Consider the following 12,697-nt stretch of genomic DNA (forward strand, 5'->3'; position numbering starts at 1 on the left):
TAGATTCTCTTTACGGACAAGAAAAGTAGGTGAACAAAGTGGGAAAATATCAATTGGATTACAAGAGTCAGGTAGCTGTGGCAAAGTTTCATGAAAAACAGACGCCTGCCAAATTTGATAAAAAGCAGCAAATTGAAAATTTGCGTGCGGAGTATTTGAAAAAGAAGCAAAAACAAACAGATAAATAATATGTTACGTTTTTGATAGGAGAAACTAGCTCTAATTACCATATATTACTATTCGGTAATTAGAACTAGCTAAACCCTATTAATATCTGGATAAACATGTAAATAGAAACAAAACAACGAGAAAAGTTGACTTATTAGTCATATTTTTTAGTATTCATTTTAAGGATTTCCTGTATAATACAATTTGAAAGAAAATCTATGGTTTGACAAGAAACACTCTTTTCGGTTTTGCTCACTGAAGGGAGTGTTTTTTTGTAGCCAAAAACTCCTCTGTACTCATTACATTTGCATATACTCCATTTAAACTAGCCAAAATTGTGTTATGAATATAAACGGCTGGTATCGTAGCATTCTTAAAAGAAAGATCTTTTGTAGCACAAGCATCATGTATAACGGTACATGGAAAGCCGAAATCAAAAGCAGCTCTTACGGTAGCATCAATACACATATGAGTCATCATCCCGCATATGACGACGTGCTTAATGTCTAAACGTTGTAATTGTTCTAGAAGATCAGTTTCGCGAAAACTATTAGGATAATGTTTGAGTATAACGGTTTCTTCTCTAAGTGGACGTACGCTTTCATGAATATGTACACCTTCTGTATTGGGTAGGAAAAAAGTAGCGCCATCTTTTATTGCTACATGTTGGATATGAAAAATAGTTTCGTTTTTCGTTCTAAAGAGTTGTAGCAGCTGACTAGCATATTCGCTTGCTTCTACTGGATTACGCAATTCCATCTTTCCATGTGGAAAATAATCATTTTGAATATCAACGAGTAAAAGAGCTGTTTTCATATATTTATCTTCCTCCGATTTCATATTCAAATAATGGTATTCAATTTATAGAGAGGATTCTCCTTTTAAAAAATATGAAGGAGGAGAATTTAACATAACTTTAAAAATCATTATTGTATGTGATTTTTTATTTGAAAATTTCAATAGAGAAATAATTAATATTTTCTAAAAAATGTATTGACTCTTATTATTCTGAGTTCTATAATGAGAATTAATTAAACGACAATTAAATCGATACATTCTTATCCAGAGAGGTGGAGGGACTGGCCCTACGATACCTCAGCAACGGGTTTTTTAATACCGTGCTAACTCCAGCAAGCCTATAAAGGCTTGGAAGATGAGAAGATGTGAACGAGTACATATAAGTGCTCTCCTTCTTATCTTTATGGTTGATAAGAAGGAGAGCACTTTTTATTTTACCTCGAAAGCTCTACTTCAAGTTTTTACAGCATATAGGAGGGAAGAAAATGATTTCTTTTAACAACGTAAGTAAAGTATATGAATCAGGTGGGCAATCTGTTCATGCGGTGGAGGATGTAACATTATCAGTTGAGAAGGGCGAAATTTTCGGTATCATCGGTTTTAGTGGCGCTGGAAAGAGTACGTTATTACGCCTAGTAAATATGTTAGAGAAACCAACGGCAGGAACGATTTCAATAGATGATAAAGATATTACATCACTATCGACGAAAGAATTACGAAAGCTAAGACAAAGAATCGGGATGATTTTTCAAAGTTTTAATTTATTTAATTCAAGAACAGTGTTTGGGAATATTGCATACCCATTAAGGTTAGCGAAAGTACCAAAGAATGAGATAAAAGAAAGAGTAAACGAACTGCTGAAATTTGTAGGATTAGAAGATAAAGCAAACTATTATCCAGAGCAACTATCAGGTGGTCAAAAACAACGTGTTGGCATTGCTAGAGCACTTGCAACATCGCCAGACATTCTTATATGTGATGAGGCAACATCAGCTTTAGATCCAGAAACAACGACAGAAATTTTGAACTTATTAAAGAAAGTAAATCGAGAATACAATGTAACGATTCTACTCATTACACATGAAATGCATGTTGTGAAAGAAATTTGTCACCGTGTAGCTGTAATGGAGAAGGGAAAAGTTATTGAAGAAGGAAAACTGTTTGACGTTTTCACACAACCGAAAACAAAGACAACTCAAAACTTTGTACGCTCCATTATTAATGATCATTTACCGGAAAGTGTTCTAGGGAAAATTCAAAATGGTGGACAGATTTATCGCTTAACATTTACTGGTGAAGAGACAGGGCAGCCGGTACTATCATATATCGCGAAAAATTATAACGTCGATGTAAACGTACTGTATGGAAATATTATTGAACTCCAAAATGTGCTATTTGGAAATCTTCTTGTAGAATTGCAAGGTGAACAGAAGGAAATTCAAAAAGCATTACAACATCTAAGACTGCAAGTGCAGCTGAAGGAGGTAGAAGCTCATGCGAGTTGATTGGAGTATATTTTGGCCTCGCATAGTAGATGCGACGGGGGATACCCTCTTAATGGTAATTGTAACCCTTATATTCGCTACAATCCTTGGTATACCTCTAGGTTTACTTTTATATGTAACGAGAAAAGGAAACTTTTTAGAAAATAAATGGGTCTTTTCTATTCTTAATATCATTATCAATACAATTCGTCCGGTTCCATTCATCATTTTCTTAGTGGCTTTAAGCCCACTAACAAGAAGTGTTATCGGAACGACGATTGGAACAGCAGCAGCAATCTTTCCAATGACGTTAGTTGCATCAATTGGTATTGCTAGAATGGTTGAAACAAATCTTGTTTCAGTTCCAAAGGGAGTCATTGAAGCAGCTCAAGCGATGGGTGCTTCACCATTTAGAATTGTTTTTGAAATTCTTGTGCCAGAAGCGTTAGCTCCATTGATTTTAGGTGTTACGTTTATGACAGTTGGTTTAATTGAATTTTCTGCAGTTGCTGGGCTTGTCGGTGGTGGCGGTCTTGGTGACTTAGCGATGACATATGGTTATCAACGTTTTGATACATCAGTTATGTTCGTAACGGTCGTTTTACTTATTATTCTTGTACAGGTAGCTCAAAATTTAGGAAACTACTTTGCGAAAGTCTTTTTACGCAGATCATAAAAAGGAAGAGGGAAAAAGAAAATGAAGAAAATTTTAGCATTTGCATTATCAGCGATTGTAGGAATTTCAGCGTTAAGCGGCTGCTCAAGTGGAGACACGGGGGCAGGAGCAAAAGAGAAAGTAGTTCGCATTGGTGTAACTGGAACGGATGGAAACGCTTGGGAAATTGTAAAGGAAAAAGCTGAAAAAGAAGGGATTAAAGTTAAACTAATTGAGTTCTCTGATTACACAACGCCAAATAAAGCGTTAGCTGATGGAGATATTGAACTAAACTCATTCCAGCACGTTGCTTTCTTAGAGCAATTTAAAAAAGAGCATAAGTTAGATATTACAGCTGTTGGTACAACGCAAATTGCACCAATGGGCTTATACTCTGAAAAATATAAGAAGGCAAATGAAATTCCAGATGGTTCAGAAATTGCGATTCCAAATGATCCAACGAACCAAGCTCGTGCATTAAAACTTCTTGATGCAGCAGGTTTATTAAAGCTTAAGAAAGACTTTGGTTTATTTGGAGATCCAAGCGGCATTGCTGAAAATCCGAAGAAGTTAAAAATTACACCGGTTATCGCACAGCAAACACCTCGTGTATTAAAAGATGTAGCAGCTTCAGTCATTAATAACGGTGTTGCTGGTCAAGCTGGATTAGATCCAGCGAAGGATCCAATTTTCTTAGAAGATCCAAAGAATGAAAATGCGAAGCCATATATTAATATTTTCGCAGCTCGTACAAAAGATAAAGATGATCCAACACTGAAAAAAGTAATTGAACTATATCATTCAAAAGAAGTAACAGATGCAATTAAGAAAGAAACAAATGATGGTTCCATTTCAGTAGATCTTTCACTTGATGAGCTTGAAAAAATCGTAAAATAACTATCGGGTTTAACGATTAACAGTAGGAACCCCTCCGCTGTTAGCTCGTTCAACATATAATCTACTTAACAAACAAAACCCTAATTCTGTACCTTCCAATTCTGTATAACGTAGAATCCAATGTTTGTTAAGTAGAGTGATGGACCAGGAGTTTTCCTGGTCTTTTTTTATGAATGAAAGTAGCTAGCGAATAGTAAAGTAATCCAAATTATAACAGGGTAAGAAAATAAGCTGAAAATGAGTGTAAGTATGAATTGTTTTTTTAAAATGAGGTGTTTTTCGAATGAAAAAAAGAAAATAGAAAAGATAACAATGAAAACTGCTGATATTACGCCAGGATTATAAGAACGATATATGGAAAACAAAATAATATGTTGAACGGAGTTGAAGAAGATAGCCCCTTGTATAAAAATAATCCAGTATATAGAAGACAAGAAGTTTAGTTGATATAGAAAGGTGATAAGTAAGACAAAGATTGTTAGTGCGGAAATGGCAATGAAAAATTGTTGGCTTGTTATAAAATGAATTGAAAATTGATTAGCAAGATATTGAGGCATTTGGAAAGATTCTTCTAGATTATGAATGAAAAATAACAAGGGAATAACCCAAAGCATAATAGTGGAATGTTTTTTCAACAACTTACATCACTCCAATATGGAGATAGAAAGCCTAGAGAGGCTCTCTATCCAGAGATGTTCATTCAATTATGATACTTTTTAAATTATTTTCTTGGTGCTCTTGTTCTTTCGGATAAGCAGCTAGCTCCTCTTGCAAAATATTTAGTATTTGCTTAGCTGATTGTTGGATTGGGGTAGGGAACTCTTCTAATATATTCATACCGATTTTTATTTTTGTACGAATTACCTTTCTTAGTAGTTCCTCATGCATGTACTACACCTCCAAATCGAATATTTAGTACATCTTCTTCGAACTTAGCTCCTTGAATAGAAAGGTGTGTTAACGTTTTTGGCAATGTGATGTTCCGTTTCACAGAACCTGAACGAATGATAAGTTCATCACCTTTTTGATTTAATGAAAGTTCACTTTTGTTTGAGAAGGGAATGGAGAGAACGAAAATATACTCATCGCCATCTTTTTTTACATATTGAGTGCGCCCGTTAAATTTCACTTTCGTAGGAGAAGAATCTGATTTAAATAAAGCGTCTCCTACACGCTCTAACATGGACAAACCGACAACTTCTTGTTCAAACATAGGAGCTTCGTAAATAGGAAGCGGCTGAAAACTATCTTGAATTAATGTTTTATATTTTTTTTGAGTATCTTTCCATGCTTGAAAATAAGGATCGGTGACAGTGTTAGGGATGACGCGGTTAATCATAATGGCATCTACGTTATAATCGTATAAATTTAAATAAGTAAAGCTACGCTGAGCTTCTTTAATGACCATTTTTTCGGGATTTACAACGATGCGGATACTTGTTATTTCTCGGTTTGATAAAATATCTCTCATTTCTCCGAGCTGTTCAAGTGTATTCGTTAATTCGTCCATAATATCATCGGTTGGAAGAGGAACACCAAGAAGTGGTTGAGCTACAGGGCGAACAACTTTTAAAACTTTTCTTTTAATAGGAAAGAGTTTTTCCATCCACCAGCTGAGCATGTCTGGAAAGCTGAGCATTGCTAATGTTTCTCCTGTTGGAGCACAATCAATGATAATAACATCATATGTGTTTTGTTTATAATAATCGAGTACGCGAAGTAAGCTAATTAAATCTTCCATACCAGGAAACATCGTTAACTCTTCTGTTGTAATATCATCAGCTGCTTTGGAAGTGAAGAGTAGCGTAATATATTTCTGTAATTTCCCCCAGCCTTTTTCCATCTCATAAATCGTATTAATTTCTTGTGCCCACAAATTTTCACGAATTTCTAATGGCTCAGAAGATAGCTTTATACCAAATGAATCTCCTAAACTATGAGCAGGATCTGTACTCATTACTAATGTTTTTAATCCTTGTTTTGCGCTTTGAAGCGCTGTTGCTGCTGAAATGCTAGTTTTTCCTACGCCGCCTTTACCTGTATACAAAATAATTCTCATTATTCTATCCCCTTTGTTTCGAGTGTCGAATATTACGAGAATCGAAATAAAATATTGAATAAAAACCCAACTAGGGTTTTATTCAATCGGAATGTTTTTCATTTTAGGTGTAGAAACCTTTTCTTCTGTTTTTTGCTGTGACGTAGCGATGTGATTCATGATCTTTTGGAAGATTTGTAGTAAGAATGCTTTTTCTTCTTCTGATAATGCTTCTGTCACTAGGTTAAAGTAATGGGCTGCATTTTGTTTTACTTCTTGGACGAGCATTACGCCGTTTTCTGTTAAACGAATTAATACAATGCGTCGGTCGTTTTCATCACGGTACCTTTCAATATATCCCTTTTTTACGAGGCGATTTACAACACCTGTCGTTGTACTCATCGGTATATCAAGAAGGTCAGCAATTTTTGTCATTGTAATATCTGTATTTCGCTCCATCCAAAGTAAACAAAATACTTCTGTTTTAGAAAGTGTTAAATCTAGGCTTACCCATTCTTCAGGATAAAAAAGCTTCTTGGCGTTATCTAGCAGCAAGTCTAAAAAATGTTCATATTGCAACAATTATTTCCACTCCCGTATATTTCGAGGTTCGTAATATTTGTTTTTATTTTATGTAGAATTGAAATAAATGTCAATGATTTTAAATGTTTTTTCAGATTAGACAGAAAACTAACTTTAAAATAGTATTCTTTTATGATAGATTTATAAATATAAAACTAGAATTTACATAAAAATCCATCGTGGTAAATATACTTATCTATAATGGATGTACAGCTAACGAGGGGGAGAACGATGAGAAGACGTAATACGCAAGCGTTCACGTTTTTAGCATGGACTTCATTTGTTTGTGCACTTTCAGGTATGCTAATTGGAATTTATACGTTAGATGAAACGCTTAGTGTAAAAGGATATTATTTAATTGGAACATTATTTTTAACGATGTCTTGTTTTGTATTACAAAAAACAATTCGTGATAATGAAGAAGATAACGAGAGATTTCCGAAAAATAAACCGTTAGATAAGGAGTAAATTGTAAAGAAAGGCATTTGCCTTTCTTTTTTTATGTAAAAATGCCGTAAGTGCCGTGTGTTGACTTGCTTGAAGTACTGAAAATTTGGTATCATCAATAGTATTGTAGATTGAACGATATATTATGGAGGTGGCCTAGCCGTGTCAAGAATTTCCGTTGAGAATGTAAAGCACGTAGCACATTTAGCACGTCTTGCAATTACTGATCAAGAAGCAGAAAAATTTCAAAAACAACTGGATGCAATCGTTACATTTGCAGAACAGTTAAATGAATTAGATACAACAGATGTAAAACCAACAACTCATGTATTAACTATGAAAAATGTTATGCGTGAAGATGTACCAGAAAAAGGTTTACCAGTTGAAGAAGTATTAAAAAATGCACCGGATCACAAAGATAATCAAATCCGTGTTCCAGCAGTATTAGAATAGAGGAGGGGAATTTCGATGTCATTATTTGATCATTCCGTATCAGAGTTACATAAGAAATTAAACAACAAAGAAATTTCCGTTACGGATTTAGTAGAAGAATCTTACAAACGTATTGCGGATGTTGAAGATAACGTAAAAGCTTTTCTTACATTAGATGAAGAAAACGCACGCGCGAAAGCGAAAGAATTAGACGCGAAAATTGGTGCTGAAGATAATGGTTTATTATTCGGTATGCCAATTGGTGTAAAAGATAACATTGTAACTAACGGTCTTCGTACAACTTGTGCGAGCAAAATGTTAGCAAACTTTGATCCAATTTATGATGCAACAGTTGTGCAAAAGCTAAAAGCTGCTGACACAGTTACAATCGGTAAATTAAATATGGACGAGTTCGCAATGGGTTCTTCAAATGAAAACTCAGGTTTCTACGCTACGAAAAATCCATGGAACTTAGATTACGTTCCAGGTGGATCTAGTGGTGGTTCTGCAGCTGCTGTAGCGGCAGGAGAAGTATTATTTTCTCTAGGTTCTGATACGGGTGGTTCTATCCGTCAGCCAGCTGCATATTGCGGCGTTGTAGGTTTAAAACCAACTTACGGACGCGTATCTCGTTACGGATTAGTAGCATTCGCATCTTCACTTGACCAAATCGGACCGATTACACGTACAGTAGAAGATAATGCGTACTTATTACAAGCTATTTCAGGTATTGACCGTATGGATGCAACTTCTGCTAACGTTGAAGTCGGAAACTACTTAGCTGGTTTAACAGGCGACGTTAAAGGTTTACGCATTGCTGTACCGAAAGAATACTTAGGAGAAGGTGTTGGCGAAGAAGCTCGTGAGTCAGTACTAGCTGCTTTAAAAGTATTAGAAGGTATGGGCGCAACTTGGGAGGAAGTATCTCTTCCGCACTCTAAATACGCTCTAGCAACGTATTACTTATTATCTTCTTCTGAAGCATCAGCTAACCTTTCACGCTTTGATGGCGTACGTTACGGTGTTCGTTCTGATAATGTAAATAATTTATTAGACCTTTACAAAAACACACGTAGCGAAGGTTTCGGTGATGAAGTAAAACGCCGTATTATGCTTGGTACATTTGCACTTAGCTCTGGTTACTATGATGCATATTACAAGAAAGCACAACAAGTACGTACATTAATTAAAAACGACTTTGAAAATGTATTTGCTAACTATGATGTTATTATTGGACCAACAACGCCAACTCCGGCATTTAAAGTGGGCGAGAAAGTTGATGATCCAATGACAATGTATGCAAATGACATTTTAACAATCCCAGTAAACTTAGCGGGTGTTCCAGCGATTTCTGTTCCATGTGGATTCGGTGCTAACAACATGCCACTTGGTTTACAAATCATTGGTAAACACTTCGATGAAGCGACAATTTACCGCGTTGCACATGCGTTTGAGCAAGCAACAGACTATCATACAAAAAAAGCAAGTCTGTAAGGAGGCGAGCATAGATGAATTTAGAAACAATTATTGGTTTAGAGGTTCACGTTGAGTTAAAAACAAATTCGAAAATTTTCTCTGCGAGTCCAACAGAATTCGGAGCGGAGCCAAATACACAAACAAGTGTAATTGACTTAGGATACCCAGGGGTACTTCCTACTTTAAATAAAGAAGCAGTTAACTTTGCAATGAAAGCTGCAATGGCATTAAACTGTGAAATCGCAACGGAAACGAAGTTTGACCGTAAAAACTATTTCTACCCAGATAATCCGAAAGCTTATCAAATTTCTCAATTCGATAAGCCAATTGGTGAAAATGGTTGGATTGAAATTGAAGTAGACGGTAAAAAGAAACGTATCGGTATTACACGTCTTCATTTAGAAGAAGATGCTGGTAAATCAACGCATACAGCTGATGGTTCATTAGTAGACTACAACCGTCAAGGTATGCCTTTAATCGAGATCGTATCTGAGCCAGATATGCGTACGCCAGAAGAAGCATATGCATACTTAGAGAAGTTAAAATCAATCATTCAATATACTGGCGTATCTGATTGTAAGATGGAAGAAGGTTCTCTACGCTGTGATGCGAACATTTCCCTTCGTCCAGTTGGACAAGAGAAGTTCGGTACAAAAGCGGAACTGAAAAACTTAAACTCATTCACTTACGTACAAAAAGGTCTTGAGCACGAGCAAGTGCGCCAAGAGAAAGAATTGTTATCTGGTGGTATCATCCAACAAGAAACACGTCGTTATGATGAAGCAACGAAGAAAACAATCTTAATGCGTGTGAAAGAGGGATCTGACGATTACCGTTACTTCCCAGAGCCAGACTTAGTTGAACTTTACATCGATGATGAGTGGAAAGAAGAAATTCGTGCTTCGATTCCAGAACTTCCAGATGCACGTAAAGCTCGCTACGTTGCAGAAATTGGCTTACCAGCTTATGATGCACACGTATTAACATTAACGAAAGAAATGTCTGATTTCTTTGAAGCAACTGTTGCAGACGGTGCTGACGCGAAATTAACATCAAACTGGTTGATGGGTGAAGTGCTTGCATACTTAAACAAACAACAAAAAGAATTAAAAGACGTTGCATTAACGCCTGCTGGTTTATCTAAAATGGTTCAATTAATTGAAAAAGGTACAATTTCTTCTAAAATCGCGAAGAAAGTATTTAACGAATTAATTGAAAAAGGTGGAGACCCAGAGGAAATCGTTAAAGCAAAAGGTCTTGTTCAAATTTCTGACGAAGGTACACTTCGTAAGGTTGTAACAGAAATTCTTGATAATAATGAGCAATCTATTGAAGACTTTAAAAACGGTAAAGACCGTGCAATTGGCTTCTTAGTTGGTCAAATTATGAAAGCTACAAAAGGACAAGCAAATCCGCCGCTTGTTAACAAAATCTTACTTGAAGAGATTAATAAGCGATAATAGTAGTAACTTTTAAAGATTAAGCAGAAAAACACCCGTACATGGGTGTTTTTCTAGGTTAATCAAACGTTTGTTTAAATGAGAGAAGATCGTTTAAACAAACGTTTGATTAACTGTCAAAAGTGGAAAAATGTTTGTATAGCAACTATGGTATGATAGTTGCAAAAAGGTGGGAATAATGATAAATCTAGACATAGAGGTTTTTTTCATCTCATGAAATAATAGATAATTATTATTCGTTATATGTAAATTGTTGTGAGGAAATAGATAGACATAAATTTTTTGTCAAATAAAACAAAACCATTGAAATGAATATTTACTTTTGATGGACTACACGAATCGGGTTCTTACTGCCTGTTTGAGCGGGATAAAAGAAGGATAGGAAGATGAGAGGAGGTAGGCATAGGAATACTGAATAGAAGTTCGGTATGTTCTTTTTGATATATAAAGAAATTTCCTGTGCTAATAAATGATGAAGCGAGCAAGAATTATTTATAATCCTACTTCTGGGCGCGAGCTATTTAAGAAGAGCTTACCGGAAGTATTACAAAAATTAGAACAAGCTGGATATGAAGCGTCTTGTCATGCGACAACTGGTCCTGGAGATGCGACTGTGGCAGCGAGGCAAGCTGCGGATCGTAAGTTTGATGTTGTTATCGCAGCTGGTGGTGATGGTACATTAAATGAAGTGGTGAACGGTTTAGTAGGACATGAACAGCGTCCAAAGTTTGGAATTATTCCAGTTGGAACGACAAATGATTTTGCGCGTGCGATCGGTGTACCTCGTGCTATTGAAGAGGCTGCGGATATTATTTGTGAAGGGAAAACAGTTCCGTTAGATCTTGGTAGAGCGAATGATACATATTTCATTAATATCGCTGGTGGCGGCCGTATTACAGAATTAACATATGAAGTGCCAAGCAAGCTAAAAACGGTATTAGGCCAACTTGCTTATTATTTAAAAGGAATCGAAATGCTACCATCATTACATCCAACATATGTTGAAATCGAGTATGATGGAAAGTTGCTACAAGAAGAAATTACGATGTTTTTAATTACGAATACTCGTTCAGTTGGTGGATTCGAAAAAGTAGCACCATATGCATCGATTAATGATGGCTTATTTGATTTATTAGTACTGAAAAAAGGTTCTATCGCTGACTTAATTAAAGCAGCAACACAAGCGCAGCGTGGTGAACATATTAATAACCCAAAAGTGCTATACACACAAGCAAATCGAATTAAAGTGCATTCACCAGATAAACTAATGATTAACTTAGATGGTGAATACGGTGGAGATGCACCGATGGAATTCGAAAATATATATCATTGTCTTGAACTATTTGTTCCTGAACAACAAGAGGATGCCCTGTAAAGGCATCCTTTTTATTATATAGAGGAATTGTAAATTGGAAGTTAGTTTGATTTTCATGGTATTTTTACAATTCGTTTATTTTATATCCATACTTTATTGATACACTGGAGGAGATAAGAAACGAGAGGTAGGGTGCTATGGAGAAGGTAAAAGCAATATTATTTGATAAAGACGGGACATTAATGGATTTTCATTCAATTTGGATAAAAGTAGCTGAAGAACTTGTGGCGGAATGTATAAATCTATATCAACTTCCAAAGTCAATGCAGCAGGATTTATTAAAAGAGATCGGTGTGGATGGGGCATTTGTAAACCCTCGTAGCGCAATAGCGGCAGGAACAAGCCTTGATGTTGCAAAGGGGCTTTGTAAGTATATTACGTCATCTAAGGAAGAGGAGATGCATGAGTGGGTAAGTGAAAAGTTATTTTCTCTTATGTATGAGCATCGTTCTTATATGAAAATGACGGCGGATTTACCGAGAATTTTACAAGTTTTAAAGGATAGAGGATTTATTTTAGGTGTTGTGACAGCCGATGATTTTGCACCAACAGAATTGTTTTTGAAACAATATCAATTAGAGTCTTTTTTTGATTATGTTGTAGCTTCAGATACATTTCCGGCACAAAAACCAGATAAAAGAATTGTAGAATCTTTTTGTGAGAAGTTTCATTTAGAAGCATGTGAAGTAGCCGTCGTTGGAGATACACCAACTGATTTACATTTAGCGAAAAACGGTGATTGCTATGCAATTGGGGTGCTATCTGGTACGGGAGACCGTCAAACATTAGAACCACTTGCGGATATGCTCGTACAATCTATTGGGGATTTTATTTCTCATTCGGGTGAGTTGACTTGGGAACAAGGAAAGTCTAATGTGTAAGGAA

Annotated in this window: 15 protein-coding genes and 1 riboswitch; of the genes, 10 read left to right on the plus strand and 5 right to left on the minus strand. The window is 35.8% G+C overall.

Annotated elements, in window-relative coordinates:
• The first annotated feature begins 38 nt into the window (after positions 1-38).
• The gene (locus NHG49_RS01785) at positions 39-188 is read left to right on the plus strand and encodes a hypothetical protein (protein WP_000521652.1); all 150 of its coding nucleotides are present in this window, start codon (positions 39-41) and stop codon (positions 186-188) included.
• A 232-nt stretch (positions 189-420) separates the two neighbouring features.
• Here the strand turns inward: NHG49_RS01785 and NHG49_RS01790 are convergent, their stop codons facing one another.
• Positions 421-984 (minus strand): cysteine hydrolase family protein, encoded by a 564-nt coding sequence (locus NHG49_RS01790; protein ID WP_149174004.1) that lies wholly within the window; start codon positions 982-984, stop codon positions 421-423.
• A 239-nt stretch (positions 985-1,223) separates the two neighbouring features.
• Positions 1,224-1,328, plus strand: a riboswitch (SAM riboswitch).
• 123 nt (positions 1,329-1,451) lie between these two features.
• Between NHG49_RS01790 and NHG49_RS01795 the strand changes: the two genes are divergently transcribed.
• From NHG49_RS01795 to NHG49_RS01805, 3 genes are read left to right on the plus strand one after another with little or no spacing between them, the layout of a single operon-like run.
• Entirely contained in the window at positions 1,452-2,471 is a 1,020-nt protein-coding gene (locus tag NHG49_RS01795) for a methionine ABC transporter ATP-binding protein (protein ID WP_149174003.1), read from the plus strand.
• Positions 2,461-3,126, plus strand: a complete 666-nt coding sequence (locus NHG49_RS01800; protein ID WP_001261880.1) for a methionine ABC transporter permease — start codon at positions 2,461-2,463, stop codon at positions 3,124-3,126. Before NHG49_RS01795 ends, NHG49_RS01800 begins: the two co-directional genes overlap by 11 nt.
• A 21-nt stretch (positions 3,127-3,147) precedes the next feature.
• Positions 3,148-4,002, plus strand: coding sequence for a MetQ/NlpA family ABC transporter substrate-binding protein (locus NHG49_RS01805; protein WP_098102438.1), 855 nt, complete (start codon positions 3,148-3,150; stop codon positions 4,000-4,002).
• Between the two features lie 167 nt (positions 4,003-4,169).
• Here NHG49_RS01805 and NHG49_RS01810 read toward each other — a convergent pair whose 3' ends face one another.
• The 4 genes from NHG49_RS01810 to NHG49_RS01825 all read right to left on the minus strand — a co-directional run bounded on the left by NHG49_RS01810 (position 4,170) and on the right by NHG49_RS01825 (position 6,622).
• Positions 4,170-4,640 (minus strand): HXXEE domain-containing protein, encoded by a 471-nt coding sequence (locus NHG49_RS01810; protein WP_081257440.1) that lies wholly within the window; start codon positions 4,638-4,640, stop codon positions 4,170-4,172.
• Positions 4,641-4,698: 58 nt separating this feature from the next.
• Complete coding sequence (locus NHG49_RS01815) at positions 4,699-4,890, minus strand: DUF3926 domain-containing protein (protein ID WP_088046900.1); 192 nt, start codon at positions 4,888-4,890, stop codon at positions 4,699-4,701.
• Positions 4,883-6,064: an ArsA family ATPase gene (locus tag NHG49_RS01820; protein WP_081257452.1), complete on the minus strand. Its 1,182-nt coding sequence runs from the start codon at positions 6,062-6,064 to the stop codon at positions 4,883-4,885. The genes NHG49_RS01815 and NHG49_RS01820 overlap by 8 nt, the downstream gene beginning before the upstream one ends.
• A gap of 75 nt (positions 6,065-6,139) precedes the next feature.
• Positions 6,140-6,622 carry a MarR family winged helix-turn-helix transcriptional regulator gene (locus NHG49_RS01825; protein WP_000942477.1) on the minus strand — a complete coding sequence of 161 codons (483 nt, stop codon included), beginning with the start codon at positions 6,620-6,622 and terminating at the stop codon, positions 6,140-6,142.
• Positions 6,623-6,853: 231 nt separating this feature from the next.
• Here NHG49_RS01825 and NHG49_RS01830 point away from each other — a divergent pair, with 231 nt between their 5' ends.
• The 6 genes from NHG49_RS01830 to NHG49_RS01855 all read left to right on the plus strand — a co-directional run bounded on the left by NHG49_RS01830 (position 6,854) and on the right by NHG49_RS01855 (position 12,693).
• Positions 6,854-7,090: a YiaA/YiaB family inner membrane protein gene (locus NHG49_RS01830; protein ID WP_001254393.1), complete on the plus strand. Its 237-nt coding sequence runs from the start codon at positions 6,854-6,856 to the stop codon at positions 7,088-7,090.
• Between the two features lie 141 nt (positions 7,091-7,231).
• Positions 7,232-7,522, plus strand: a complete 291-nt coding sequence (gatC, locus tag NHG49_RS01835; RefSeq protein ID WP_000086999.1) for an Asp-tRNA(Asn)/Glu-tRNA(Gln) amidotransferase subunit GatC — start codon at positions 7,232-7,234, stop codon at positions 7,520-7,522.
• Positions 7,523-7,537: 15 nt separating this feature from the next.
• Complete coding sequence (gene gatA / locus NHG49_RS01840; protein ID WP_000051449.1) at positions 7,538-8,995, plus strand: Asp-tRNA(Asn)/Glu-tRNA(Gln) amidotransferase subunit GatA; 1,458 nt, start codon at positions 7,538-7,540, stop codon at positions 8,993-8,995.
• Positions 8,996-9,009: 14 nt separating this feature from the next.
• The gene (gene gatB, locus NHG49_RS01845; protein WP_046958896.1) at positions 9,010-10,437 is read left to right on the plus strand and encodes an Asp-tRNA(Asn)/Glu-tRNA(Gln) amidotransferase subunit GatB; all 1,428 of its coding nucleotides are present in this window, start codon (positions 9,010-9,012) and stop codon (positions 10,435-10,437) included.
• Positions 10,438-10,906: 469 nt separating this feature from the next.
• Positions 10,907-11,812 carry a diacylglycerol kinase gene (locus tag NHG49_RS01850; protein ID WP_222655684.1) on the plus strand — a complete coding sequence of 302 codons (906 nt, stop codon included), beginning with the start codon at positions 10,907-10,909 and terminating at the stop codon, positions 11,810-11,812.
• A gap of 137 nt (positions 11,813-11,949) precedes the next feature.
• Positions 11,950-12,693, plus strand: a complete 744-nt coding sequence (locus NHG49_RS01855; RefSeq protein WP_098102439.1) for an HAD family hydrolase — start codon at positions 11,950-11,952, stop codon at positions 12,691-12,693.
• Positions 12,694-12,697: the final 4 nt, after the last annotated feature.

The sequence above is a fragment of the Bacillus sp. IBL03825 genome (assembly GCF_024712505.1).
In the GTDB taxonomy this organism is placed as follows: domain Bacteria; phylum Bacillota; class Bacilli; order Bacillales; family Bacillaceae_G; genus Bacillus_A; species Bacillus_A wiedmannii.